The following is a 24,126-nucleotide window of genomic DNA, read 5'->3' as shown; positions in this document are numbered from 1 at the left end:
AGGGTGCACGAGCACGGCAGGGTGCACGAGCACGGCAGGGGAAACGTACGGCACAGGGGTCCTTGAGTCGCTGAGAATGGTGCCCGTCCCGCAGGATTCGGGCATGAAGGTGCGCTGTGCCGCAGTTCGAGTGCAGCACGCGGTGACAGGTCGGGAAGTGACCTAGAACGTCAGCGCGTGCTCGGTTGACCGGGCATCTCAGCTCCTCGAAGGATCATTCGCTGCTCGAGACTAACCGGCGGGCCAGGCGGCGGACAAGGCAATTGATGACCGCGGCCAGGAGCCACTGGACCTTAGCCGTGCTCGGCGCGGACCCATAGGCGGGTGGTGCCGGGTGCTGGGGCGATATCCGCCTTGACCATCCCGTTCCTCGTACTGACCGCTTCCTGAGGGAAGAACTTCGGTCACATAGTGCTCGTACGGTCGCGGGCCGCGATGGCCAAGGCGATGAACTCGCGGAAACGCGCGAACTCCTCCTGGCTCATCTTCAATTTCACCCCGCCGTTGACCTCGTCGTCGCCATGCCTGGTGCCGAGATGGACCTTGAAGCCGTCGCCGTGCGGCCGGGCGTCGACGCCGAGAAACGCCACGTGGTAGCGCATGCTCTCGGACAGGCCCCGGTGAAAGATCTCCAGGGTCCTGCCGTCCTGCACCAGGATGTAATCGCCGAGCTCGAACTCTGCCGCCATAGCTCCCGCTTCGAAACCGTGTGGATGCCGGATCTTAGAGAAGGCCCACCGTACGCTGTGCCAGCATGCGGGAGACCATTCTCTCGGCGGGCCTGCCGAGCACCTGTTCCAGGTCGGGAGTCTGCTTCTCCAGAGCGCCGGCTCTTACCTGCGCATTGAGCCAGCTCATGGGTCCAGGGGCGGTGTCCGGCACTTCGCGATAGGTCACGCCCAGCGCCTCGGCCACCTCCGGGTGACTCCACAGAGGGCCGGTGAAATCATAGGCCCGGCCCAGATGTCCCTCGCCGGTCAGCACGTTGGCCGCCGCCTCGGCCAGATCGGAGCGGAAAGCGGTGTTCAGTCCTCGGCCTCCGGTGCTGCCGGGAAGCTCTCCGCCGGAGATCCGCGGGATGAACGCCTCGCTGTAGAAGGGGTGACGCAGGATCGTGTACGGGAGTCCGCTGCGGAGTATGGCCTGCTCCGTGGCGTGATGGGCCTCCGTCATTCCGGTGGCGACAGTGTCGGCCCCCATGAAGCTGGTGTAGGCGATGGCGCCGACGCCCACCTTCACGGCGGCGGCGATCGCGGCCAGGTGGTGACCGATCCTGCGCGCGGGGTCGAGCTCTGGAGAGGAGATCAGGAGCAGGCGGGTGGCACCGTCGAAGGCCTCGAGCAGGCTCGCCGGGTCGTCGTAGTCGCCCCGCCTGACCGCGACGCCTTCGGGGGCCCGTCCGGGGTCACGTACCGCGGCCACCACGTCCGCCCGGGTCCGCAGCTGGTCAATGACGAGGCGGCCGAGCGCACCCGACGCGGCCGAGATAACGATCATGAGACTCCTCTGAAAGACAGCTCAAAGTGAAGCGCCGATGGGTGGCTGGAGGCCACTCGTTTTCCCATGGCCGGCCGCGGGGAGAGGGCTGAACCGGCCCCCCGTTGCGACGTTGTCGATCAGCTAGCCTGTGGGCTGTGATTCAGAACGAAGGCGCCGAGCAGAGCATCCTGACCGGCTTCGGGGGAGATGCCTCCCGCGTGACCGTGCGCAGGATGACCGCCGACGACCAGGACGAGTTCATCGAGCTGGTCCGTGCCAGCGCCGACCTGCACCACCCGTATATGTCCCTGCCCACCACACCGCAGGACTTCCACGCCTTTCTCGGAAAATTCGCCGACCCTCTGCTGGCCGAATGCCTGGCGGTCTGTGTGCGCGACACCGGTGCCATGGCGGGCAACATCAACATCAACAGCATCATCCGCGGGCGCGCCCAGACCGCCTCTCTCGGCTATGCGGCCTTCGCACCCACCGCGGGCCAGGGATACATATCCGAAGGGCTTCGCCTGGTGCTGCGTTACGCGTTCGAGGAGCTGCGTCTCCACCGGCTGGAAGCCCAGATCCAGCCCGGCAACCACGCCTCCTTGAAGCTGGTCCAACGCCACGGGTTCCGCAGCGAGGGTTGCTCACCGGAGCTGCTCTTCATCGACGGCGCCTGGCGGGATCACGAACGGTGGGTCATCACCAACGCCATGGCCGGCATGGTTCCCAGCGAGCCGCATCCCACCCAGCCTGCGCGTTGAGCTATGACCGGTTCGTCGAGCAGGCCGTGCAGGCATCCCGCCGCGGGTGGGATTTCGGCTGGCTGCGCGGGCGGACGAGCGGTGGAGAACCGTCGTGGGTGTACGCCGAGCGGGCCTCATCGCTCCTTCCAGCGGCGCGGCGACTGCTCGACCTGGACACCGGCGGAGGCGAGTTACTGGCTTCGCTAGCCCCGCTTCCTCGTCACACGGTCGCCATGGAAGGATGGCCGCCCAACATCTCCATCGCCGACAGGCGGCTGAGAGCGTTGCGGGTAGCGGTATTGGGCGCTGCCGCCGATCAGATTCCCGTCCGCGGGGCCGCCTTCGACCTCGTGCTCAACAGGCACGGCGCGCTGAACGCGGCCGAGATCGCGCGCGTCCTCGTCCCACATGGCCGGCTGCTCACCCAGCAAGTAGGCAGCCGTAATGGGTTGGAGCTGAACGCCGCCCTGGGCGCACCGCCCGCTACCGATCCAGCGAGCTGGACTCTGGACGTCGCGGTCGATCAGCTCCGCGACGCCGGGCTGCGCGTGCTGGACGCCCGCGAGGAGATGGTCGAGTACGTCTTTCACGACATCGGCGCCGTCGTCTTCCAGTTGCGCGCGGTCCCCTGGCAAGTCCGAGACTTCGACCTCAACCGTTATGACCGGCGGCTACGTGCGCTCCATGAGCGCCTCTGTTCCCAGGGCGCTTTCACCACCCGCGATCACCGCTTTCTCATCGAAGCCGAGCTCCCCTGATCAGCCGTGCTCGCCGATGAGCTTCGAGTACAGGTACATGTCGCGACGCTCACCGCCCACCTCCTGCCAGCTGCGCAAGAGCCCCTCCCGGAGGAATCCCGCTCCCTCGGCGGCCTTCCAGGACGGCGTGTTCCACGGTTCCACATGCAGCTGCAGCCGTGGAATCTTCAGCCGCTCCAAGCCCCACGACGTGATGGCCCGCAGGGCGGTGCCGGCGACGCCTTGGCCTCGGGCCGACTTCGCCACCCAGTAACCCACCGAAGCCCGCCCGTGAAGACCCGGCCACAACCCGATCTGGCCCACGGCTCGGTCGTCGCCGGTCATCGCGATCGCGAAGGAGTAGCCGATCCCGTCGGCGGCTTTGCTCCACTGACGTTGGATGAAGGCGATGCCCTCGGCGGCCGAGTAGTGCGGTGGCACGCCGGTGACCAGGGGGATGTAGGCGTCTTCTGAAGCCTCCCGCACCGCCGCGACGTCATCCAGCCGCCACGGGCGAAGCAACAGCCGGTCGCCCGCCGGGAGTTCGGGAACTACCACCATTCCCGCATCATGCCACCCGAGCTGAGCAAAACCTGTCAGCCCTTGAGGCCGGTCGTGGAGATGCCCTCGGTGATGCGGCGTTGGAAGATGAGGAAGAAGCCCAGGATCGGCACGAGCGACAGCACGGCCATGGCCAGCATGGGCCCCCACGTGGAGCCGCTGCTGGAGTCGAGGAAGGCCCGCAGCGCCAGCGGCACCGTGTACGTCGACACGTCGCTGAGGTAGACGAGCTGGCTGAAGAAGTCGTCCCAGGTCCAGATGAAGGTGAAGATCGCGGTGGTGATCAGCGCGGGACTCGACAGGGGGAGGATGATCCGCCAGTACACCTGGATCGGCCCGCAGCCGTCGATCCTGGCCGCGTCGTCGAGCTCCCGGGGCAGCGACCGGATGAACTGCACCATCAGGAAGATGAAGAACCCGTCCACGGCCAGGAACTTCGGCACGATCAGCGGCAGGAACGTGTCGACCCATCCCAGCGCCTTGAACAGCGTGTACTGCGGCACGATCAGCACGTGGATCGGCAGCATGATCGACCCCAGCATGACGCCGAACCAGACGCCCTTGAACCGGAACGACAGCCTGGCGAACGCGTAGGCCGCCATCGAGCACGACAGGACGTTGCCGACGACGGCCGCCGTCGCCACGATGAACGAATTGGCGAAGAAGCCGGTGAAGGGCACGCCGAGCGCGTTCCAGCCATCGGTGTAGTTGTCCGTGACGACGGTCTGGGGCACCAGCCCGGGATCGGCGAAGATCTCGTCGTTGGGCTTGAACGACGAGCTGATCATCCAGAACAACGGGTAGAGCATGACCAGCGCGCCCACGACGATCAGTACGTGAACGGCCCAGCGTGACCTAGTCGGCATAGTGCACCCAGTACCTCGAAGAACGGAAGGCCAGCGCGGTGAAGGCCGCGGTCATCAGGAGCAGGATCCAGGCCAGGGCCGAGGCGTAGCCCATCCGGAAGTTCCCGAACCCCTCCTGGTAGAGGTAGAGCGTGTAGAAGAGCGTGGAGTCCGCCGGGCCGCCCGTCCCGCCGCTGAGGATGAACGCCGGGGTGAACGCCTTGAACGCGTTGACCGTCTGCAGCACCAGGTTGAAGAAGATGATCGGGCTGAGCATGGGCAGCGTGATCTGGAAGAAGGCCCGCACCTTGCCGGCCCCGTCGACCGCCGCGGCGTCGTACAGCTCGGCCGGGATCTGCTTGAGGCCGGCCAGGAAGATCAGCATGGGCGAGCCGAACTGCCAGATGTGCAGCGCCACCAGGGTGTAGATGGCGTACTCGGGCGTGGAGATCCAGCTCGGCCCGACGATCCCGAAGGCCGACAGCAAGTCGTTGACCAGCCCGTCCGGCCCGAAGATCTGCCGCCACAGGATGGCGACCGCCACGCTGCCGCCCAGCAGCGACGGCAGGTAGTAGGCCGCGCGATACACGCCCACGCCGCGCATGGGCCGGTTCAGCAGCACCGCCACGAGCAGCGCGAAACCGCCCGAAAGCGGCACCGAGGCGACCACGTAGATCATCGTGACCCGCACCGCGTTGCCGAAGTGCGGATCGTCCATGACCCGCGCGTAGTTGTCCAGGCCCACCCACGACGGCGTGGTGAGCAGGTCGAAGTCGGTGAACGAGAGGAACAGCGAGGCCAGGATCGGCCCGCCGGTCAGCAGGAGCAGCCCCGCGAACCACGGCAACAGGAAGAGGTACGCCGACCGCCCTTCTCTCCTCTCGACCGTTATTTCAGTACGCGGCGCGCTTCGTCGAAGAATCGGGACACCCCCTCGGCAATGGACAACTTCCCGAAGCCCACCTGCTGGTTGACGTTCATGAGCACCTTGTTGTGCAGCTCGCCCGCGCCGAGCGGCTGAGGAGGCGGCAAGGGGCCGACCTTGTCGGAGAGCGACTCGATGTAGGCGTAGACGAGCTTCTCCGACGGCGACGCCTTCGGCTCCAGCGCTGCCCGGATCGCCGAAGAGGGCGGTACGCCGCGTTCCGAGCCGAGCGGCGTGGCCACGTCGGCGTCACTGACCAGCGCGTTGACCAGTGCGACGGCGTCCTGCGGCCGTTTGGTGGCCGCGCTGACCGTCAGCAGCATCGACGGCTTGTAGTACTGGCCGGGCTTCTCCCCCGTGGGGAAGGCGTGGACTGCTATGTCGTCCTTGGTGACGCTCATGTAGGCGGTGAGCTGGTTGGACCAGGCGAAGTCCATCACCGCCTTGCGGGTGGCGACCAGGCTGTTCTGCACATCGCCCGCGGCCGTGGCCTGCACGTCGGGCGGGGCCGCCGCGCCCGCCTTGCGCAGCCCGTCCCAGAACGTGAACCACTCGGTGAGGTCCTTCTCGTCATACGCGAGCTTGCCGTCGGCGGTGAAGAACATCTTGCCCCGCTCCAGCAGCCAGTTCTCGAACGCGCCGCCGTCCTGGGCGCCGTCCTCGCTGGCGTAGACGCCCTTCGGCGCCTTGTCGGCGATCTTCTTGGACAGCTCGCCGAACTCCGGCCAGGTGAAGGTCTCGGGCACCTCGACGCCGATCTCCTTGGCCAGCGTCCTGTTCCAGATGAGGGCCATGGAGTTGATGCCGAAGTTGACGCCGTACTGCTTGCCGTCGATCTTCCCGGCGTCGACGACGTCCTTCGCGAAGCCGGACAGGTCCAAGCCCTTGCCGAGGTACGGGCCCAGGTCGAGCAGGCTGCCACGCCGGGCGTACTCCCCGATGTAGGAGTAGTCCATCTGGATCACGTCGGGGGCGTTGCCGCCGGCGGTCTGCGTGGCCAGCTTCTCCCAGTAGCCGTCCCAGCCGGAGAACTGCGTCCTGACCTGGACACCGGGCCGCTTCTTGCGGAAGGCCGCGAGGGCCTGCTGGGTGGCGTTGTGCCTGGCGGTGCTTCCCCACCAGGCGAACTGCAGGCTGGCCGCCCCGCCCGATCCGCCGCCACCCGCGCAGCCTGCCAGGGCTAACGCCCCGGCGGCCACACCGACCTGCAGGAAACCACGTCTGCTCAGATCGCTCATGGCCACGTCCGTTCGTTACGCCCAGGCAATATTTAATTTAGGACGGTAATGAAAGGGCTACGGGACGTCAATCGTTTGCAGCGGGTGTTTCCCCCGCAAAACCAGCCCCACCCGGGTAGAGCGGGAAGTTGACCTCACGCCCGTACCTCGGCATCGTGAACCGGGTGACCAGCGATGAGACGCGGGACGGAGTGTCGCTGACCAATCTCGACCAGCCGCTGTTCGACGGATCGAACGCGACGAAACGGGATCTGGTCGACTACCTGGACGCGGTGCGCGACCGCATCATCCCGGTCCTGCGGGACCGCGCGCTGTCGGTGATCCGCGTACGGCCAGGCCAGGCGGCGTTCATGCAGAAGAACGTGCCCAAATACGCCCCCGACTGGATCCGTACGGTCTCCGTCTGGGCCGAGGCGTCGCACCGGCAGGTGTCCTACGCCCTGTGCGACGACCGCAGGACCCTGCTCTGGTTCGCCAACCAGCGGGCGGTCGAATACCACCCGGCGCTGTTCCGCGGCGAGCATCCCACCCACCTCGTGCTCGACCTCGACCCGCCGGAAGGGGACGCGTTCCCGCAGGTCGTCCAGGCCGCCCGGCTGGTACGCCAGGCACTCGACGACACGGGGCTGGCCGGGGCGGTGAAGACCAGCGGGGCGAAGGGGCTGCACGTGTTCGTGCCCGTGGTGGCGGGGACCGCGATGGACGACCTGGCCGCGGCCACCCGAGCGCTGGCCGCGCGCGCCGAACGCGTCGACCCGGCGCTCGCCACCACGGCGTTCATCCGTGAGGACCGCGAGGGCAAGGTGTTCCTCGACTCCACCCGGGCGGGTGGGGCGACGGTGGCGGCCGCCTACAGCCCGCGCATTCGTCCGGGTACGCCGGTCTCCTTCCCGGTGGCGTGGGAGGACCTCGACCGGGTCGCGCCGTCCGACTTCACCGTCCACACCGCGGCGCGGCTGCTCGCCGACGGGGATCCCTGGGCGGAGCTCATGCCCGAGCCGCAGCGACTGCCCGCGGACCTGGTCGAGGAGGGGCACACCATCCCGATTGCCCGCGTCCAGGCCATGCACGAGGGCAAGCGCCGGGCCAAGGCCAGGAGAGAGGGCTGATCACAGGGTGTACGCGAACGCGGCTTCCGCGATCACCAGCAATCACAGGGTGTACGCCAACGCCGCTTCCGCGATCACCAGCAGCGGCACGAGCGGCACGGCGTACAGGGCCGCCTGGCGAGCGCCCGTGTGCCGCTCGGGGATGGCCGTGAGCAGGGCGAGCAGCACCGCGCAGCCGATCGGGGCGAGCAGCCAGGTCGAGAGGGTGACCGTGCCCCACGTGCTGGCCGCATCGCACTCCGCAGTCTGGTCATAGGTCAGCGCGCCGAGTTCGCACGCCTTCTCCCCGAGGAGCGACACGGCCATCCAGGCGACGAAGCCCGCCAGCCAGATGACGACGGCGAGGACGGAGACCAACGCGACGGACGTGCCGCTCGGCGAATTCGTGCGGCTGAAGGACGGGGAGGGGGCGATCACGCCAGGACTCTAATGCTGATCAACGTCGGCGGGGCCGACTTTGATCAACCTGACGGTCGCCGGATGGCCCTCAGCGCACCACCGCCACCCCGCCCGCGGAAACCTCGCCCGTGAAGGCGTCGCCGGTCAGCAGGTCCGTGCCGGTCAGGCCGGGCAGTGTGACGGGCGCGTCGCCGTGGTTGATGAGGAAGACGCAGGCGCCGCGCCGTACCAGCTCCAGGGTGTCGGGCAGGTCGCGCGGCCGGGAGACGCCCGCGCGGTCGAGCACCTCGCCCAGCAGGGCGCGCAGGTCGTCGCCGCCGAGCGCGGCGGCCAGGTAGCTCGCCGTGCCGCCGCCGAACGCGTTGGCGGTCATGGCGGGATGTCCGGCGTCGGGGCCGTCGGTGAAGTGCCGCAGGGCCACCGCGCGGTCGAGGCGGACCCGCTCGGACCAGATCCGGCCGGTGGCCCCGCCGGTGAGCGTCACGGTCTCCAGCTCGCGCAGCGGGTGGAACTCCTCGACCGACAGCCCGAGCACCTCGCGCAGCGCGCCGGGGTAGGCGCCCGCGTGGACGGTGTCGTTCTCGTCGACGATGCCGGAGAAGTACGACACGAGCAGGTGACCGCCCGCCTCGACGTAGCGCTGCAGGTTCTTGGCGGAGCCTTCGGTGAGCAGGTACGAGCTCGGCACGACAACCACCCTGTATCCCGAAATATCGGCGGAAGGGTGGACGAAGTCCACGGTGACGTGCTCTCGCCAGAGCGCCTCATAGAAGGCGTCGACCCGCTCGCGGAAGCGCAGGTCCCCCGAGGGCCGCCACTCCAGCTCCAGCGCCCAGTACGACTCCCAGTCCCAGACCATCGCCACCTCGCTCGTGACGCGCTCGCCCTTGACCGGGGCCAGGCGGCGCACGTCGGCGCCGAGCGAGACGACGTCGCGCCAGATCTGCGAGTCGGTCCCCGCGTGCGGGATCATCGCCGAGTGCCACTTCTCGGCGCCGTACCGCGAGGCCCGCCACTGGAAGAACAGCACCGAGTCGGAGCCCCTGGCGACGTGGGCGAGGCTGTTGCGGCGCATCTCGCCGGGCCGCTTGGCGATGCCGCGCGGCTGCCAGCTGATCGCGCTCGTCGAGTGCTCCATGAGCAGCCACGACCCGCCGCCGGCCAGGGAGCGGCTCAGGTCGGCCGACATCGCGAGCTGGATGTGGTTGTCGGGCTGCTCACCGTTCAGGTAATGGTCGTTGGCGATGACGTCCAGCTCGGGGGCCCAGCGCCACAGGTCCATCGACTTGCAGTTGACCGTGCCCGCGAAGTTCGTGGTGACCGGTTTGCCGCTGCGGCGCAGGATGTCGCGCTGCAGCCGGTAGTGCGACAGATGCTCCTCGTTGGCGAATCGGGCGTAGTCGAGGCGCTGCGCCGGGTTGACCACGGTATGACTCCACCGGGGCGCGTCGATCTCGTCCCATTCGCCGTACTGCTGGCCCCAGAAGGCGGTGCCCCAGGAGGTGTTGAGCGCGTCCAGGCTCTCGTAGCGGCGCCGGAGCCATTCGCGCCACGCGGTCACGCTCGACTCGCAGTAACACTCGCCGAGCGGCGCCCCGTACTCGTTATGCACATGCCACATCACCACGGCCGGATGCTCGCCGTAGCGGGCCACCAGCCGCTCGGCCAGCCGCGCGCTGGCCGCGCGGAACGCCGGGTGGCTGGAGCAGGCGGTCTGGCGGGCGCCCGCGCCGACGCGCACGCCCTCGCGGGTCATGGGGGAGGCGTCGGGATACTTTCGGGAGAACCAAGCGGGCGGCACCGTGGTCGGGGTGCCCAGGTTCACCGAGATGTCCGCTCTATGCAGGCGGTCGATGATGGTGTCGAGCCAGTCGAACTCGTACACGCCCTCGGCCGGCTCCATCAGCACCCACGCGAAGATGCCCAGGCTGACCAGGTTCACCCCGGCCTGCCGCATCAGCCGTACGTCCTCCTCCTGCACCTCCAGCGGCCACTGCTCCGGGTTGTAGTCCCCGCCGAACGCGATGCCCTCGATCATGTAAGTCCCCCCGTTTTCATGCCTTGACGGCGCCGCTGCTGAGGTCGGTGCGCCAGAACCGCTGCATCGTGAGAAAGAGCGCGATCAGCGGAATGAGCGCCAGAAACGTCCCGATGAGGATGAGGTTGTACAGACTCGGATGGTTGGCCCCGGCGGCCAGCATCGTGTAGAGCCCGACCGTCAGCGGGAACTTGCCGTCGTCGCCGAGCATGATGAACGGCAGCAGGAAGTTATTCCAGATGGCCACGAACTGGAACAGGAAGATGGTCACCATCCCCGGCCCCATCAGCGGCAACGCCACCCGGGTCAGCAGCGTCCAGTGCGAGGCCCCGTCGATGCGCCCGGCCTCGAGCAGCGAGTCGGGGATGGCCGCGCCGGCGTACACGCGGGCCAGATAGATGCTGTACGGATGCAGGATCTGCGGCAGCAGGACCGACCAGTACGTGTCCGCCAGCCCGACCTTGGCGAACAGCAGATACTGCGGGATCGCCAGCACCACCGCCGGCACCAGGATGCCGCCGATGAGGATGTTAAAGATCAGGTTCCGGCCGGCGAAGCGGTACTTGGCCAGCGTGTAGCCCGACACCGCGGACACGGCGGTCGACAGCAGCGCCCCGCCGCCCGCGTACAGGAGGGTGTTGAGCATCCACAGCCAGAACACCCCTTCCCGATAGGCGGCGAGATCGGCCAGGTTCTGGAAGAATCCGGTGCCGGGCGTGAACGTCGAGGTCGAGAACAGCTCGCCGGAGGTCTTCGTGGCGGCGATCACCACCCAGCTCACCGGGAACAGGCAGTACACCGCGCCGACCAGCAGCACCCCGGTCGGCACCAGCCCGAGCGGCCCGTACGTGTACGCGGAGCGGGCCCGCACGCCTCTTCGAGACACGGACATCACGTCTCCCCGAACGCGCGGTTCTTCACCACGCGCAGGAATCCGAACGACAGCACCAGCGAGATCCCGGCGATCACCGCGGCCGTCGCCGCCGCCGAATACAGGTCGCCGGTCACGAAGGCGTCCCGGTAGATCTTCATCAAGGGGCTCCAGGTCGAGCTGATCGTGTTCGTGAGCGGCCGGAGTGCGGTGGGCTCGGTGAACACCTGGATCGTGGCGATGATCGAGAAGACGGTGACCAGGATGATCGCCGGAGCCAGGATCGGGATCTTGACCCGCAGCGCGATCTGCAGTTCCGAAGCGCCGTCGATGCGGGCCGCCTGATAGAGGTCCTGGGGCACGGCCCCCAGGTTCGTGTAGAGCACCAGCATGTTGAAGCCCGTGCCGCCCCAGACCGCCACATTGGCCATCGAGTACACGACCGCGCTCTGGCTCAGCGGCGCGACCCCGAACAGCTCGCTGATCGGGCTGACGCTCGGCAGGTAGAGGAAACCCCACATCAGGCTGGCCGCCACGCCCGGCACCGCGAAGGGCAGGAAGATCGCGATCCGGGAGAAGCGCGCCAGCCGCACCCTGGCGGCGTCCAGCATCAGCGCGAACACCAGCGCGAGCCCCAGCATCACGACCAGGACCAGCACGCCGTACCCGAGCACCCGCAGCCACCCGGTCCACAGATCGCCGTCGCCGATGGCGGCGGCGTAGTTGTCGAGCCCCACGAAGATCTCCCGCTTCGACCCCTTGCCGAGCCCGAGCCCCGACACCTTGGTCCGGCGCAGGCTGAGGTACACGGTGTAGCCGATCGGCAGGGCCAGGAACAGGGCGAACAGGGTGACGGCCGGCGTCAGGAACAGGTACGGAGCCCAGCTTTTCCGTGTCGTCATTGGGCGAGCTTGAAGCCGGACTTGGTCATGTCCGCGACCGTGGCGTCCTGGACGCTCTGGAGGGCGCCGCTGAAGGAGGTCTTGTTCAGCGCGGCCTTGTCGAAGGCGTCCTTGAAGGCGTTGTAGGCCACGTTGACGTTCGGGCCGAAGGTGAAGCCGCGCGCTCCCGCCCCGAACCCGGCCGCCTGCTTCCAGAAGTCGGGGATGTTCGAGAAGTACGCGGGCGGCTCGGAGAGCAGGTCGGCGCCCTTGGTCGCGGCGGGATAGACGGAGCCCTCCTTGACCAGCAGGGCGAGCGCTTCAGGGTCGCTGTTGAGCCACGTGGCGAACTTCGCCGCGGCCTCCTTGTTCTTGGAGCCCGCCGAGACGGAGACGGCCGAACCGCCCCAGAAGCCGCTGAAGTTCTCGCCGGCGTTCCACTGCGGCAGCTGCGCGATCGCCCACTTGCCCTTGGCCTTGGGCGCGTTGGTCGACAGGGGGCCGGGCGCCCAGATGGCCGACGGCCAGGTCAGCAGCTTGCCGTCGTTCAGGGCCTTGTTCCACTCGGGGGTGAAGTAGGGCATGTTGTCGATGACGCCCTCTTTGACCAGACCGCCCCAGTAGTCGGCGAGCTTCTTGCTGGGCTCGTCGTTGATGGCGACCTTCCACGCCTCGCCGCTGATCGACCACCACTGCCCGCCCGCCTGCTGGGCCAGGCCCGCGAAGGAGCCCGGGTCCTTGCTGGAGAACGTGCCGAGGTACACCTTCGAGTCCTTCGCGTGCACGGCCCTGGCCGCGTCGGCGTACTCCTGCCAGGTCTTCGGTACGGCTATGCCGTACTTCTTGAACAGGTCCTCGCGGTAGTAGAGCAGCATCGGGCCGCTGTCCTGCGGGATGCCGTAGACCGCGTCGGTGCCCAGCGTGACCAGCCCCCAGATGCCCTCGCTGAACTGCGCCTTGACCGGATCGGCTGCCGTCTTGATGTCCGCCACCGCCTCGGCCGCCACGAACGACGGCAGGGCCTGGTACTCCGCCTGGACGAGATCCGGCGGGTTGCCGGCCTTGGCGGCGGTGAGGAACTTGGTGGCCGAGTCGTCCCCGCCCGCCTGGGTGCTGGAGGTGACCTGGATGTCGGGATGTGCCGTGTTCCAGACCGCGACGACCTTGTCCATGCCGGGCACCCAGTTCCAGTAGGTCAGGGCGACCTTCTGCGCGTTCTGCGCGTTCTGCGCGGCGGAGCTCGACGGCGCGGCGCTCTGCTGAGCGCCACCACTGGAGCAGCCGGCCACGAGGGTGACGGCCGCGGCGACGGCGGCAAGCCTGTTCATGTGCATGGGTACCTCGACCTGGGGGAGTCTGCGGCTTGATAAGTCTGTGAACGTTCACAGCGTGTGTCCGGGCATCTGCGCTGTCAACCCTTCGTTACGGGGTCGTTAAACGGCCGAAAAGGTGTGTGCACGTTCACAGTGTTTCGGCGTTGGACCGTGAGATGCTGAACCCGTGAAAAGGCCGACCATCCATGACGTGGCCGCGGCGGCCGGGATCTCACGCGGCACCGTCTCGCGGGTCCTGAACGGCGACCGTTATGTGAGCCCCGCGGCCCGGATCGCCATCGAACGCGCCATCGCCGAGACCGGCTACGTCGTCAACCGCAACGCCCGCAACCTGGTCAGACAGCGCGCGGGTTCGGTCGTCATGGTCCTGTCCGAGCCCCCCTTCGAGGACCCCAACTACACCACCACCATCCGCACCGCGATCCGCCGCCTCGGCGAACGCGACCTCTCGCTGGTCATGATGATCGCCGGCGACGACAGGGAGCGCGAACAGGTCCTCCGCTACGTACGGGGCGGGCACGCGGACGGCGTCTTCCTCCTGTCCACCCACGCCGGCGACCCCCTGGTCGACACGCTCCACGGCGCCGGAATCCCGGTGGTCTCCTGCGGCGCCGTCATCGGCAGGGAGACGGTGATCCCGTACGCGGCCTGCGACGAGCGGGGCGGCGCCCGCCAGATGGCCGAATACCTGGTCTCACGGGGCCGGAGAAAGATCGCGATGATCACCGGCCCGATGGACACGCCGGGCGGCATCCAGCGCCTCGAAGGCTTCGCCGACGTCCTCGGCCGCAAGGCGTCCAAGAAGCTGATCGAACACGGCGACTGGACCCACGCCAGCGGCGAGACCGCCATGGCCCGGCTCCTGGAACGCGTACCAGATCTGGACGCGGTCTTCGCGGCCTCGGACGTGATGGCCTCGGGCGCCCTGCACACGCTGCGGGCGGCGGGCCGGCGGGTGCCGGAGGACGTGGCGGTGGGCGGCTTCGACGACTCATCGGTGGCGATCTCCACACACCCGCCGCTGACCACGGTGCGGCAACCGCTGAGGGACGTGGCTCAGGAGACGGTACGCCTGCTGCTGGCCCTGATCGACGGCGCCGACCGAGTCGACTCGATCGCCCTCCCCACCAGCTTGATCGTCCGAGACTCGGCCTAGCCTCCAAAGACACCTTCGCTTCGCTCCGGGCTTTCTTTCTCCCCGCCCGTTACCCGATTCGGTGGTCGGCCGTTTGATGCCCACCCGACCACAAAGGCCCTCCGCTACGCTCCGGACGTCCTCCCAGGCGGGCTGACGCCCGCCCCCTGGAGGGCCTCGCTCCGCTCGGACCGCCTTCCCAGCACGCTTCGCCGGGTCGGCTGGGTAGAGCGGGACCAAATGGACGGTGGAAGTGAGGCCCCCGGTTGGAAAGTGCGTCCAACCGGGGGCGACCTCATCCGCGAACACCAGGGACGGACGTCCGCGGATGAGGGGATGCCCTGGTTGGGAGGTTGGGGGCAGTTCTCAACCAAACCAAGGCGAGACTGAGAGAGCTTGTTGCGGCCTTCGTCGCTACCGGATGCACGACGAAGGCCGCCCCCAAGGCCCGCTTCAAGAGACAACTTGGCGGCCTGTCTCATTTTCCGCTGCTCAGCGGTGGGGCCGGGGGAGAGTGACCAAGCCGTGGCGGTGGCACTCGGCTGGTCACGAGCTTCAAGGTTGGCGCGACCGCGAAGACAACCCGCTCGAACACAGTCGAGAATGCGCCGCTTGCGGGGAGATGGTGGTGAACCCGGCAAGATGTAACCGTCGTGCGGCCTGAAGGCTGCCCTCAGCCGTCACCTCGAAAGACGTCCGGTGACCGGTCGCCGTGTGTGGCACATCGACGAGCCCGTCCGGTGGATGGCTCACAGTGCCGGCGACCGCCGCCTCCAGTGCCGGGCGCACGACGACGACGGCGCCATCATCGGTCGTGTCAGCGGTCATGTGGAAATCTTGGTAAGCGGACACATCATGCCTGGTAGATGGCCAGGTGCCTCCCGGTGGGCGGACGTAGGCAGTCCAGGTAGGCGGACAGCGATCGGGCACGATGGCGGCCGAGCGCGAGTCGGACTGCGCCAAATTTGCGTTGACAGCACGCAGCCGACATCAGCAGTATCTCGACGAACAGTCGTATGCGATCCAGTGAGAGGGACGGGACGAATCATGCGCGGACTCGTGTGCCCAGAAGCCACCGCCGACCTGCACACGAGGAGCCATGAGCCGTTCGAACCCACCGACGCCCGCAGGACCTGACGCCTCTTACGAGCACCCGCACCCCGGACCCCGCGTCCTCGCCCGCCGCTTCCTGGTCTGGAACTTCCTGCGGGCAGTGCTACACAACGGCTGGTGGCTCGTCACCAGCCTCTATATGGCTATCGATGCGGGCCTGTCCCCTGCGCAGCTGCTGCTCATCGCCGCCGCGCAGGGGGTGGCGAGCATCCTCTTCGAGGTCCCGGCCGGGGTTGTGGCCGACACCCTCGGTCGCAAGAAGGCGATCGTCGCGTCGCACGTCCTGATGGCCACCGCCATGGCGGTCACCGGCCTGTTCCCCAGCTTCGTCCCGCTGATGCTGGCCCAGATGCTGTGGGGCATCTCCTGGACCTTCACCAGCGGATCGGACATTGCCTGGGCGACCGACGAGATTGACCGGCCCGACCGCATACACCTCCTGATCGCCGCTCAGGCCCGTTGGCAGATGATCGGCGCAGGGGCCGGGATCGTCGCGTTCGGCGTCTTCGCGGCCATCGTGGACCGCCCGACAGCCATCGTCTGCGCGGGCGTTCTGATGCTCCTGCTGGGGACGTGGTTCACCGCGGCCTTCCCCGAGAAGAACTTCGTCCGCGTCCGCAAGGACCACCTCAAGGCCGCCCTCGGTATCGCCCGCCGAGGCGCACGCCTGGCGGTCACCGATCGCACCATCCTCATGCTGGTCGTCGTCACCGTCCTGGTGAACGGCGCGGCCGACACGTTCGGCCGGATCTACCCGGTACACCTCGCCGACCTCGGCCTCCCCCCAGGCACCTCCGGCATGGCCTGGTTCACCGCGATCAACCTGGCCGTCTACGCCACTGCGGCCCTCGCCCTCGCCGCCGCCCAGCGCCGACTCGACTCCGATGGCGGCGCCCGCACCTCCCTGGCCCTTTCCTGTCTTACCGGGCTGGTCAGCCTCGTCCTCCTCGGCTCGGCGTCGAGCCTCCCCCTCGCGGTCGCCGCCGTGATCACCACGAACGGCATCGCCATGCCCCTGGTGCGGACCGTCACCACCATCTGGGTCAACCGTCGCACCACCAGCGACATCCGGGCCACCACCCATTCCTTCCTGGCGCAGGCCGAGTACACCGGCGAAATCCTCTGCGCCGCCGCCCTCGCCGCCCTCGCCGGGACCTTCGGAACCGGTGGCACCATGCTCCTCGCCGCAACACTCTTCGCGGCCGGCGCAGGGGCCGTCGCCCTCAACTGGTCTCGAACGAAAGCCCGAGCGAGGGAGTGTCGGCTTGAAGGCTGATCTTGGCGGCTGGGCGGCGGTAACCGGCAACACCGATGCCGGAGACGTGACGAGGAGGAGCTTGCGGCCCTGATCGCCGTGGCTCGTACGGCGAGTGCCGAGGTCAGCGATCGTGACGGCCTCAGCTTGAAGCCCTTCGAAGGCCACGAGGAGCTCATTCGATGGCCGTCCGCCGGGACGCGTGGTGTCCGTCTGCCGGGAGGTCGCGTGGCCATGGATCTGGATCGTCATGGCCGTCTACCTGGGGGAACTCGTGTCCGTTCACAGGTCGCGTACTTGCCATCGGTGATGATCTGGGCATTGACGGCCTGCGATCCCACGCAATCCTCTGCTCACGCGTCCGCATGGTAGGCCGTGACCATCTCATCGGGCGAACAGTATTCGCTCGGCTATGAACTCGGTGTCAGCCGAAGGATGTAGGCCGATCTCCTCAACAGGCAGGAAGCCGCACTGGCCGGGCCTGTCTAGGGTCACTTGAAGATTCGGTGCGCCTGTCCTCTCGGTCGGAAGGATCGCTCATGGCCTCTGCCCGCAAGACCCTCCTCACTGGTTCGATCACCTTCGTGGCGGGGCTGGCGCTATGGCTGTTCGGCCTGGATGAGGAGATCTTCATCTTCACGCCGTCCAAGGTCGGCGTGGTCTTGATGGTCATTGGGGGGTTGGAGACCTTGTACGGGGTCTACAAGAGCGTAAGTACCGACGACGCGGCGCGCCGCCAGTCCTAGCAGACCCATGTCTCGTGGCGCAGGAGGGCGCGCCAGCCGTCGGGGGTCCGCCGACAGGCCGAGCTGGCGGGATCAGCCACGATCGCGATGACGGCGATCCTGCCGTCGGCGACCAGGAACGAGATGATGGAGAGCGGGGTTGCGTCCTCGCGCCACGAGACGTACCCGGGAAGGCCGTTGACGAGCACCGCTTGACGCTGTGCGACAGTGCCGCAGAACATCTGCGCACCCAAAGGTAACGAATACGCGCTGCAGTCCGCGGCACCGATCCGCTCCAGGCCGCGGCCGGGTCCCGACCCGCCATCCCTTTACGGGCTCGTCGTCAGCGTCGGGTTCCTTTCGACAACACCGTCGAGCACCTGATCGATGCGCGCCAGAAGGTCGGCGGCGAGCCGGACCCCGGCCGCTTTGACGTTCTCCTCCACCTGCTCGGGCCGCGATGCCCCGATGATCGCCGAAGCCACATTGGGGCGCTGCAACACCCAGGCCAGCGCGAGCTGCCCCAGGGACAGCTCGGCCTCATCGGCCAGGGGACGCAGCCGCTGCACCCGTACCAGCACGTCCTCACGCAGGAAGGGCTGGATGAAACTGCCCGCACCGCTCATGTCAGCGCCGCGCGACCCGGCGGGCGAGGGCTGCCCCGGCCGGTACTTGCCCGTCAGGGCGCCCTGCGCGAGAGGGGACCAGGCGAGCTGGCTGAGCCCTTCTCGTTCGCACGCCGGCACGACCTCGGCCTCGATCACCCGCCACAACGCGCTGTATTGGGCCTCGTTGGAGACCAACGGCACGTGCAGCTCCCGGGCGAGCGCGGCGCCCCTGCTGATCTGCTCGGCCGTCCATTCGGAGACGCCGACATAGAGCACATGGCCCTGCCGGACCAGGTCGGCGAACGCCAGCATGGTCTCCTCCAGCGGCACCGTGCGGTCGAATCGATGCGCCTGGTACACATCGAGATAGTCGGTGCCCAGCCGCCGCAGCGACGCGCGTGCAGACTCCATGACGTGCTTGCGGCCAAGACCTTTGTCATTGGGGCCTCCCGGCCCAGTAGGCCAGAACACCTTCGTGGATATCTCCAAGCTTTCCCGGCGCTGTCCTTTCAGAGCGCGGCCGAGCACCGACTCGGCGGCGGTGTTCGCGTACGCGTCCGCGGTGATGAACGTGGTGATGCCCGCGTCCAGCGCCGCCGTGACGCACGCCCGCGCACGTTCTTGCTGGTCCGGGGCGTCGTACGCGAGCCAGTGCCCATAGGAGATAGCGCTGACAGAGAGGCCGCTACGGCCGAGACGACGAAATTCCATGCATTTAAGGTAGCCCTTCATTTCGAGTGCCAAAGCCTTTATGGAGCCGATTTGACAAATAAAATAAAGGCGCTCTGAAGGCAAATGGAGAGAACATATGGCGGCGAATTTGTCAAACTTCGCGCGGGGGATTCATGGATTGGTCCGAGGGTGGCACGGCGCCCCTCGGATTCCGCGAACGCTTCGCAGGATCGGTTGGTCGGGGCGGGGCGAGATGTGCCTGGAGGCACCATCGTCGATCTTGCGTCCGGCGATGGTGAAGATCTCGGCGACCACATCCAGCGTCGTCGGCTCTGTTGACTTTGTCGCAAGCTATGACGCAACATGTTGATACAAACCTTGCGACAAAGGAGACGGTATGGCGAACAGTTCCATGCCGAGCGCCAGCCCGCAGCCGGCGGAGGTCCGATGCACCGGGACCTGGCTGCAACGGCACGGCCTCGGCGACGGCCCACCGACGCCGTTGCTGACCACGCGACTGGCGGTGCGGCGGCGGGCGCGGCTCCTAGGCAGTGTCCTGCTGGCCGCGCTGTACATCGCGGCCGCGCTGGCACAGGCCACTGACCTGATGGCCACTGCCGCATCCGGCGGACTCTGGCCGCGGCGGCCGACGCTGGTGCTGATCCTGAGCGTGTTGATCATCGGGCTGGTGCTGGCCCGGATGCTGCTTGACGCCTGGGTACGGCGTGTCGACCGGCAGGCCGGGGCGGCGCTGGCGCGGCGAGCGGCCCATCCGGTGCAGCTCGGCTGGCGGACCCTCCTCGGATGGAGGTACGCCGTCCTGGTGGCCGGCACCTTCGCCGGCGCCTCCGCGCTGGGGGTGAGCGCCCTGACCGTCGACGAGGGCAACGTGCGGTACACGGCTGTCGTGCTGCTCGTCGCCGTGGCCGGGGTCGGCCTCGGCGTGGCTCTGCAGCTGCGCGAGCTGCTGGCCCGGCCGGTCGTGGCCGAGGACGAGGTGTCGCTGACGGCCGACGTCATCATGCGCATCGAGGACGCGCGCGATGGCAACGCGCCGAGCGTGCTGTTGGGGTTGCCGGTGGTGTTGCTGCTCGGGTCCGCGCCCGGCTGGTGGAACGTCGCATCCCTCGGCTTCATGCTGCTGGGTCTGGCCGCCGTCATCGCCGTCCAGGCCAGGACGCCGTCGTGCGCGGACACAGCGCGGCACGTGGTCGGCCTCTGATGATCGTCATCGACGCGGGCTCACCGGTGCCGCCGTTCGAGCAGCTGCGGGCCCAGCTCGCCCGGCAGATCCACGACCGTACGCTGGCCGTGGGCTCCCGGCTGCCGACCATCCGCCGGCTCGCGGCCGACCTCGGTCTGGCCATCAACACGGTCGGCCGGGCCTACCGGGAGCTCGAGGAGGCCGGGCTGATCGAGACCCGGGGGCGGGCGGGGTCGTTCGTGTCGGCGGCCGGCGAGGAGGCTCGCGAACGAGCGCGCCAGGCAGCCGCCGACTACGCGGCCGTCGTGGCGAGCGTCGGCATCGACGAGAGTGAAGCGCTCTGCATTGTCGAGGCCGCCCTGAGATCCGGTGACGCAGCCGCTTCCGCCTCGTTCTGACTCGGCGCTCGGGCCGGTGAGGGCCGAGCGCCGAGTGCTTGGGACTGTGCGGCCCGACCACCGAGTGCGAGGACGACACCGCTGATCGTCATAGCCCCTCGGGCGCGGTCGGGAATTATTTTCGGGAGTGGTGTCGAATGGCGTCGAGCCCGTTCGTAGCCAAGGTGAGAGACCGGCAACGGCCGGTCGCCACTCACCGGAGGCCCACGATGTCCAGCATCACCACCACAGCCATCACCACCGCTCCCGCGTAGCCACTGATCGCCGGCGGCCTGACCGCCACGGCGGGTGAGTTCGCCGGGATCAGCCTCGTTGTCGGCGAGGCGCCGACCCCGGAAGTCCAACAGCAATGTTTCCAGTCTGTATCCACACACCTGATCCACCGCACTAAGGGAGAGCATCATGACCGCTACCTATACCTTCGACATCTTTTGCAGCCTTGACGGCTACGGCTCCTACAACAGCAGCGGCGACTGGGGCGGTTACTGGGGCAAGCAAGGCCCCGAGTTTCTCGACCGCCGCCTCGCCTTGTACAGCGAGGAGCAGCGTATGGTCCTCGGGGCCAACACCTTTCGGCAATTCCTGCAGGCGCTGGGCCCGAGCACCGAGGAGTCCGAGGTGAGTGACCCGGTGAACACCCGGATGAGGAACCTGCCGACAACGGTGGTCTCGACGACGCTCCAAGGGCCCCTCAACTGGCCGGACGCGACCCTCGTGAACGGCGACGCCGTCGACGTCGTCGCCCGCCTCAAGGAGGAGTCCGAGGTGCCGTTGCGCTCACACGGCAGCCTGTCGCTGAACCGGGCGCTGATGGCCGCCGGCCTGGTCGACCGCGTCCAGGTGACGCTCTTCCCGGTGATCACCGGTCAGACCGGAGCGGACCCGATCTTCCAGGGTGCGGCCGACTTCGACCTAGAGCTGATCGAGAGCCGGACGCTCGACGGCCACATCCAAGAGCTCATCTACCGGCCCACCCTGCACGTCTGAGTCCGTCCATGCAGCGCCCGTCCAGCAGCGGAACCTGCTGGTCGACGGAGCCGGGGTCAGTCGCAGATCTGAGTGCTGACGGGCTTGGTGGCGGTCGCGGCCTCGCGGGCGTCGGCGGCCACTTCGCCGGCGGTCAGCACGTAACCGATGTCCTCCTGGCTGGTGACAGCGGCGAAGGCCACGCCCAGCACCCGCCCGTCAGTGGCCAGTAGGGGACCACCCGAGTCGCCGTGCTGGACCTTGCCCCGAATGAGGTACACATCCCGCGTCACCTGGGATCCTCGGTAAATGTCGGGGATGGCGGCGCTCTGTCGCGCCGCGACCCGTGCCGGCTCCGGAGTGAACCCGCGGCCTTGGGGGTACCCCGCGATGATGGCGTCATCGCCCTTGTTCGCTTCGCCGGCGAAGGTCAGGTGCGGCAGTCCGAGGCCCGGTACGTGCAGCACCGCCACGTCCCGCCGCGGGTCGTACAGAACCACCACCGCTGGGCGCGGACGCTGCTCGTGATCGACGATCACCAACTCCTGGTCCACCCCCGCGACCACGTGCGCGTTGGTCATGATGTGATCGGGCGCGTACACGAATCCGGTGCCGGTGATGCGCTTACGGCACGAGCTCGCCGTCCCCTGCACCTGCACGATCCCGGGCCGTGCCTGCTGTAACGCAGGGCTCCTCAGCACCGCCGAGCTCGGTGGCTGAACGTCGATGAGCGGCTGGCCGGCGATCACGTCCAGCACCGGCGGGAAGCCGGACCGGTCGATGAACTGCTTGAACGGTTTCTGCCAGTCGCGCGCCGCGTTCGGAACCGCCTGATCAACCGTGGCCAATAACAGCGAGCCACGAATCTGTTCCACGACCGGCACCAGCGAGGTGGATATCAGCAGGCTGCCGACCAGCCAGGCGATGACCAGCACCGAAAAGGCGGCGACCAGCATCCCGCCCACCGCATCGAGCATCCGGGCAGGTTCGTCCCGCATGTGGGAACGCAACACCGCCCCCACGGTGGACGTGGCGAACTGGCCGATCATCGCGGCCAGGAGCACGATGACGAGGGCCAGCAACAACTGCGGGACGTCTCCGTCCACAACCGCGCCGGCGATGGGCGGCGCGAGGTTGATCCCGAACACACATCCGCCGATGAAACCGATGAAGCTCGCCGCCCCGACGACGAACCCTTGGCGATATCCGGAGAAACCGAAGGCGATCACCAGGGCGACCAACACGATGTCGAGCAGATCACCGTTCACCAGGTAAAGATAAGCCCGATCTTTACCTCCGTGCTCGCGCGGAATTGGTGGCCGGTGATGCCCGGTGCCGGGGCCATTACCTCTTCGGGCGGAAGTAGTGCCCGGCCATGTAGGCGGTGACCTGGCCGCCGATCTTCGCGCCCTGTACGTCGGCCGTGCGGGTGTGGATGCCACCCCAGACGCGGGCGTTGATGACCTCGGCGAGCGCCTGCGAAAAGCCGCGGAAATACCTGGTGGTACCCGAGGCGGCGCTGTACCCGCTGAAGGGGAGGTCGTCCCGGCCGAAGAAGTACGCCAGCGCCGACATGCTCGCCGCGGTGAAACAGGTATGTCCCGACGTGAAGTCGGGATGCGGCGGCGTAACGAGCAACGGCGTCCAGTCGGGGTCGGCCGCCGTTTCCGGGTTGCCGTCGGTGTCGGCCAGCTGGATCGCGGTGATCGGCCGCCAGAAACTCCATGCCGCCTTCTCGTTGAAGCAGGCGGTCGTGGCATCGGCTTCGGCCAGATCGACCATCGCGAACATCCGCGCCGCCTGGAGCGTGTTCAGCCCCTGCGTCGTCGCGAGCTGGCGCTTGATCTCCCATTCGGCCAGATGCCGGTCGTGCCACCAGATCGCGGCCTGCGTCTGGTCGGCCGTCCTGACGGTGCTGGTCGCCGAGCCGATCGTCTTGACCTCGTTGAAGTCCCGGGCGTACCGGCGGCTGGTCAGCGATGGCGGCCCGGACGTGCGGAACATGGACGCGCGGGGGATGAGGAACGGTTTGAGGTCACCGACCCATGCCCCGTCGGAGGCGAAAGCGGGCGGCGTCGGCCGCCACTGGCCAGGCTGGGTGCCGACGGTCCAGGTCTGGCCGCCGAACGCCCCGTCGTTCCGCCGCGCGGCGATCATCGCAGCGGCCGCCTGAGCGCCGACCGTGATCCCGCGCTGTTTCGCGGCACTGTCGGGAATCGCGGCCAGCGACTCGTCGTACTGCGTCTCCAACCTTGCCTGCTGTGCCGGGAACAGCGCGGTCAGCACACGGAAGGCCGCGGTCGCGACGGCCGCGTCCGTCGACTCGGTTCCCTTGGCGGCCGGTGCGATCAGGTACGGCTGATAAGGAGTGCCGGCGATCGCGTTCACCGCATCGTAAACGGCTCCGTGCACCATCGCGAAGCTACGTGCCTGGACTTGCGGCTGCTGCGCGGCGATATCCCAGATCGCCGTCTGGGCGTTGCCGTCCCACACAATGACGGCATTGGCGGGTGCGCGGGAATCCGAGGCGTACGCGAATGACGAGCCGAGTTCGACCGGCGACCCGGCAATGACGACTCCGGTGACGAGCGGCCAAACAGCCATGCGTCGTAAGAAGGCGACCCAGCCCGCATTGCGTGATCTAAGCACTGAAGCAAAGTACTATGCCGGTCCCGGCCGTTACAGCGGCCGAATGGGCGAAAAGCTGATAATGACATAGCCGGAAACGCGAAGCAGAAAGTGCCCGTCTCAACGAGCCGCGCTTTCTGGATTAACTCCGCCTGCCTCTCTGCCTCTCTGCCTCACAAACTCTTCGCCGGCCCGCCCTCCCGGGATAATCGGTGGGCCGGCCGGCGGAAACTCCTCACGATCGCCGGTGTCGGGGGCGATC

General features: G+C 67.8%; 25 protein-coding genes. 9 read left to right on the top strand and 16 right to left on the bottom strand.

Annotated elements, in window-relative coordinates; genetic code table 11:
* Positions 1–404: 404 nt before the first annotated feature.
* Together LDL49_RS26395 and LDL49_RS26390 are read right to left on the bottom strand one after the other, a co-directional pair.
* Entirely contained in the window at positions 405–689 is a 285-nt protein-coding gene (locus LDL49_RS26395; protein ID WP_225294404.1) for a hypothetical protein, read from the bottom strand.
* A gap of 34 nt (positions 690–723) precedes the next feature.
* Complete coding sequence (locus LDL49_RS26390; RefSeq protein ID WP_225294402.1) at positions 724–1,497, bottom strand: NAD(P)H-binding protein; 774 nt, start codon at positions 1,495–1,497, stop codon at positions 724–726.
* A 137-nt stretch (positions 1,498–1,634) separates the two neighbouring features.
* On the opposite strand from LDL49_RS26390, the gene LDL49_RS26385 reads away from it, so the two are divergent.
* On the top strand, positions 1,635–2,240 hold the full coding sequence (locus LDL49_RS26385) for a GNAT family N-acetyltransferase (RefSeq protein WP_225294399.1): 606 nt from the start codon (positions 1,635–1,637) through the stop codon (positions 2,238–2,240).
* Positions 2,241–2,338: 98 nt separating this feature from the next.
* Positions 2,339–2,980 carry a methyltransferase domain-containing protein gene (locus LDL49_RS26380; RefSeq protein WP_225294398.1) on the top strand — a complete coding sequence of 214 codons (642 nt, stop codon included), beginning with the start codon at positions 2,339–2,341 and terminating at the stop codon, positions 2,978–2,980.
* Here the strand turns inward: LDL49_RS26380 and LDL49_RS26375 are convergent, their stop codons facing one another.
* From LDL49_RS26375 to LDL49_RS26360, 4 genes are read right to left on the bottom strand one after another with little or no spacing between them, the layout of a single operon-like run.
* Positions 2,981–3,520, bottom strand: a complete 540-nt coding sequence (locus LDL49_RS26375; RefSeq protein ID WP_225294396.1) for a GNAT family N-acetyltransferase — start codon at positions 3,518–3,520, stop codon at positions 2,981–2,983.
* 35 nt (positions 3,521–3,555) lie between these two features.
* Positions 3,556–4,386 carry a carbohydrate ABC transporter permease gene (locus LDL49_RS26370; protein WP_225294394.1) on the bottom strand — a complete coding sequence of 277 codons (831 nt, stop codon included), beginning with the start codon at positions 4,384–4,386 and terminating at the stop codon, positions 3,556–3,558.
* On the bottom strand, positions 4,376–5,287 hold the full coding sequence (locus tag LDL49_RS26365) for a carbohydrate ABC transporter permease (RefSeq protein WP_225294628.1): 912 nt from the start codon (positions 5,285–5,287) through the stop codon (positions 4,376–4,378). The genes LDL49_RS26370 and LDL49_RS26365 overlap by 11 nt, the downstream gene beginning before the upstream one ends.
* Positions 5,254–6,528: an ABC transporter substrate-binding protein gene (locus LDL49_RS26360; RefSeq protein WP_225294392.1), complete on the bottom strand. Its 1,275-nt coding sequence runs from the start codon at positions 6,526–6,528 to the stop codon at positions 5,254–5,256. The genes LDL49_RS26365 and LDL49_RS26360 overlap by 34 nt, the downstream gene beginning before the upstream one ends.
* Positions 6,529–6,692: 164 nt before the next feature.
* Between LDL49_RS26360 and LDL49_RS26355 the strand changes: the two genes are divergently transcribed.
* Positions 6,693–7,637: a DNA polymerase domain-containing protein gene (locus LDL49_RS26355; protein ID WP_225294390.1), complete on the top strand. Its 945-nt coding sequence runs from the start codon at positions 6,693–6,695 to the stop codon at positions 7,635–7,637.
* Between the two features lie 42 nt (positions 7,638–7,679).
* On the opposite strand, the gene LDL49_RS26350 is transcribed toward LDL49_RS26355, so the two are convergent.
* The 5 genes from LDL49_RS26350 to LDL49_RS26330 all read right to left on the bottom strand — a co-directional run bounded on the left by LDL49_RS26350 (position 7,680) and on the right by LDL49_RS26330 (position 13,154).
* Positions 7,680–8,054, bottom strand: a complete 375-nt coding sequence (locus tag LDL49_RS26350) for a hypothetical protein (protein ID WP_225294388.1) — start codon at positions 8,052–8,054, stop codon at positions 7,680–7,682.
* Positions 8,055–8,124: 70 nt separating this feature from the next.
* Complete coding sequence (locus tag LDL49_RS26345) at positions 8,125–10,074, bottom strand: beta-galactosidase (RefSeq protein ID WP_225294386.1); 1,950 nt, start codon at positions 10,072–10,074, stop codon at positions 8,125–8,127.
* Between the two features lie 16 nt (positions 10,075–10,090).
* Positions 10,091–10,966 (bottom strand): carbohydrate ABC transporter permease, encoded by an 876-nt coding sequence (locus tag LDL49_RS26340; RefSeq protein ID WP_225294384.1) that lies wholly within the window; start codon positions 10,964–10,966, stop codon positions 10,091–10,093.
* A complete protein-coding gene (locus tag LDL49_RS26335) occupies positions 10,966–11,847 on the bottom strand; it encodes a carbohydrate ABC transporter permease (protein WP_225294382.1) in 882 nt (293 codons plus the stop codon). Before LDL49_RS26335 ends, LDL49_RS26340 begins: the two co-directional genes overlap by 1 nt.
* A complete protein-coding gene (locus LDL49_RS26330; protein ID WP_225294380.1) occupies positions 11,844–13,154 on the bottom strand; it encodes an ABC transporter substrate-binding protein in 1,311 nt (436 codons plus the stop codon). Before LDL49_RS26330 ends, LDL49_RS26335 begins: the two co-directional genes overlap by 4 nt.
* A gap of 172 nt (positions 13,155–13,326) precedes the next feature.
* Here LDL49_RS26330 and LDL49_RS26325 point away from each other — a divergent pair, with 172 nt between their 5' ends.
* A complete protein-coding gene (locus LDL49_RS26325; RefSeq protein ID WP_225294378.1) occupies positions 13,327–14,316 on the top strand; it encodes a LacI family DNA-binding transcriptional regulator in 990 nt (329 codons plus the stop codon).
* A 534-nt stretch (positions 14,317–14,850) separates the two neighbouring features.
* On the opposite strand, the gene LDL49_RS26320 is transcribed toward LDL49_RS26325, so the two are convergent.
* Complete coding sequence (locus LDL49_RS26320) at positions 14,851–15,123, bottom strand: TIGR02452 family protein (RefSeq protein ID WP_225294376.1); 273 nt, start codon at positions 15,121–15,123, stop codon at positions 14,851–14,853.
* 271 nt (positions 15,124–15,394) lie between these two features.
* Here LDL49_RS26320 and LDL49_RS26315 point away from each other — a divergent pair, with 271 nt between their 5' ends.
* Both LDL49_RS26315 and LDL49_RS26310 read left to right on the top strand, forming a co-directional pair.
* The gene (locus LDL49_RS26315; protein ID WP_225294374.1) at positions 15,395–16,684 is read left to right on the top strand and encodes an MFS transporter; all 1,290 of its coding nucleotides are present in this window, start codon (positions 15,395–15,397) and stop codon (positions 16,682–16,684) included.
* Between the two features lie 518 nt (positions 16,685–17,202).
* Positions 17,203–17,409, top strand: coding sequence for a DUF5708 family protein (locus tag LDL49_RS26310; protein WP_225294372.1), 207 nt, complete (start codon positions 17,203–17,205; stop codon positions 17,407–17,409).
* Here LDL49_RS26310 and LDL49_RS26305 read toward each other — a convergent pair.
* Positions 17,406–17,630 carry a hypothetical protein gene (locus tag LDL49_RS26305; protein WP_225294370.1) on the bottom strand — a complete coding sequence of 75 codons (225 nt, stop codon included), beginning with the start codon at positions 17,628–17,630 and terminating at the stop codon, positions 17,406–17,408. The genes LDL49_RS26310 and LDL49_RS26305 overlap by 4 nt on opposite strands.
* Before the next feature lie 87 nt (positions 17,631–17,717).
* Positions 17,718–18,707 carry an aldo/keto reductase family protein gene (locus LDL49_RS26300; protein ID WP_225294625.1) on the bottom strand — a complete coding sequence of 330 codons (990 nt, stop codon included), beginning with the start codon at positions 18,705–18,707 and terminating at the stop codon, positions 17,718–17,720.
* Between the two features lie 358 nt (positions 18,708–19,065).
* Here LDL49_RS26300 and LDL49_RS26295 point away from each other — a divergent pair, with 358 nt between their 5' ends.
* The 3 genes from LDL49_RS26295 to LDL49_RS26285 all read left to right on the top strand — a co-directional run bounded on the left by LDL49_RS26295 (position 19,066) and on the right by LDL49_RS26285 (position 21,257).
* Entirely contained in the window at positions 19,066–19,890 is an 825-nt protein-coding gene (locus tag LDL49_RS26295; protein WP_225294368.1) for a hypothetical protein, read from the top strand.
* The gene (locus tag LDL49_RS26290; protein ID WP_225294367.1) at positions 19,890–20,270 is read left to right on the top strand and encodes a GntR family transcriptional regulator; all 381 of its coding nucleotides are present in this window, start codon (positions 19,890–19,892) and stop codon (positions 20,268–20,270) included. The genes LDL49_RS26295 and LDL49_RS26290 overlap by 1 nt, the downstream gene beginning before the upstream one ends.
* 402 nt (positions 20,271–20,672) lie before the next feature.
* A complete protein-coding gene (locus LDL49_RS26285; protein ID WP_225294366.1) occupies positions 20,673–21,257 on the top strand; it encodes a dihydrofolate reductase family protein in 585 nt (194 codons plus the stop codon).
* Positions 21,258–21,313: 56 nt separating this feature from the next.
* Here LDL49_RS26285 and LDL49_RS26280 read toward each other — a convergent pair whose 3' ends face one another.
* A complete protein-coding gene (locus tag LDL49_RS26280; protein WP_225294364.1) occupies positions 21,314–22,504 on the bottom strand; it encodes a MarP family serine protease in 1,191 nt (396 codons plus the stop codon).
* 76 nt (positions 22,505–22,580) lie between these two features.
* On the bottom strand, positions 22,581–23,840 hold the full coding sequence (locus LDL49_RS26275) for a vanadium-dependent haloperoxidase (RefSeq protein ID WP_225294361.1): 1,260 nt from the start codon (positions 23,838–23,840) through the stop codon (positions 22,581–22,583).
* Positions 23,841–24,126 lie beyond the last annotated feature (286 nt).

It is taken from the genome of Nonomuraea aurantiaca, assembly GCF_020215705.1.
In the GTDB taxonomy this organism is placed as follows: Bacteria; Actinomycetota; Actinomycetes; order Streptosporangiales; family Streptosporangiaceae; genus Nonomuraea; species Nonomuraea aurantiaca.
Note: the sequence above shows the minus strand (reverse complement) of the source record. Positions and strands in the feature narration are given on the sequence as shown.

What these genes read in the sequence shown, in the direction of transcription:
- LDL49_RS26375 (WP_225294396.1), bottom strand. Translation starts at nt 3,520, where the DNA reads ATGGTGGTAGTTCCCGAACTCCCGGCGGGCGACCGGCTGTTGCTTCGC.
- LDL49_RS26370 (WP_225294394.1), bottom strand. Translation starts at nt 4,386, where the DNA reads ATGCCGACTAGGTCACGCTGGGCCGTTCACGTACTGATCGTCGTGGGC.
- LDL49_RS26395 (WP_225294404.1), bottom strand. Translation starts at nt 689, where the DNA reads ATGGCGGCAGAGTTCGAGCTCGGCGATTACATCCTGGTGCAGGACGGC.
- LDL49_RS26310 (WP_225294372.1), top strand. Translation starts at nt 17,203, where the DNA reads ATGGCCTCTGCCCGCAAGACCCTCCTCACTGGTTCGATCACCTTCGTG.
- LDL49_RS26295 (WP_225294368.1), top strand. Translation starts at nt 19,066, where the DNA reads ATGGCGAACAGTTCCATGCCGAGCGCCAGCCCGCAGCCGGCGGAGGTC.
- LDL49_RS26305 (WP_225294370.1), bottom strand. Translation starts at nt 17,630, where the DNA reads ATGTTCTGCGGCACTGTCGCACAGCGTCAAGCGGTGCTCGTCAACGGC.
- LDL49_RS26300 (WP_225294625.1), bottom strand. Translation starts at nt 18,707, where the DNA reads ATGGAATTTCGTCGTCTCGGCCGTAGCGGCCTCTCTGTCAGCGCTATC.
- LDL49_RS26285 (WP_225294366.1), top strand. Translation starts at nt 20,673, where the DNA reads ATGACCGCTACCTATACCTTCGACATCTTTTGCAGCCTTGACGGCTAC.
- LDL49_RS26335 (WP_225294382.1), bottom strand. Translation starts at nt 11,847, where the DNA reads ATGACGACACGGAAAAGCTGGGCTCCGTACCTGTTCCTGACGCCGGCC.
- LDL49_RS26390 (WP_225294402.1), bottom strand. Translation starts at nt 1,497, where the DNA reads ATGATCGTTATCTCGGCCGCGTCGGGTGCGCTCGGCCGCCTCGTCATT.
- LDL49_RS26275 (WP_225294361.1), bottom strand. Translation starts at nt 23,840, where the DNA reads ATGGCTGTTTGGCCGCTCGTCACCGGAGTCGTCATTGCCGGGTCGCCG.
- LDL49_RS26315 (WP_225294374.1), top strand. Translation starts at nt 15,395, where the DNA reads ATGAGCCGTTCGAACCCACCGACGCCCGCAGGACCTGACGCCTCTTAC.
- LDL49_RS26330 (WP_225294380.1), bottom strand. Translation starts at nt 13,154, where the DNA reads ATGAACAGGCTTGCCGCCGTCGCCGCGGCCGTCACCCTCGTGGCCGGC.
- LDL49_RS26340 (WP_225294384.1), bottom strand. Translation starts at nt 10,966, where the DNA reads ATGTCCGTGTCTCGAAGAGGCGTGCGGGCCCGCTCCGCGTACACGTAC.
- LDL49_RS26320 (WP_225294376.1), bottom strand. Translation starts at nt 15,123, where the DNA reads ATGACCGCTGACACGACCGATGATGGCGCCGTCGTCGTCGTGCGCCCG.
- LDL49_RS26345 (WP_225294386.1), bottom strand. Translation starts at nt 10,074, where the DNA reads ATGATCGAGGGCATCGCGTTCGGCGGGGACTACAACCCGGAGCAGTGG.
- LDL49_RS26290 (WP_225294367.1), top strand. Translation starts at nt 19,890, where the DNA reads ATGATCGTCATCGACGCGGGCTCACCGGTGCCGCCGTTCGAGCAGCTG.
- LDL49_RS26360 (WP_225294392.1), bottom strand. Translation starts at nt 6,528, where the DNA reads ATGAGCGATCTGAGCAGACGTGGTTTCCTGCAGGTCGGTGTGGCCGCC.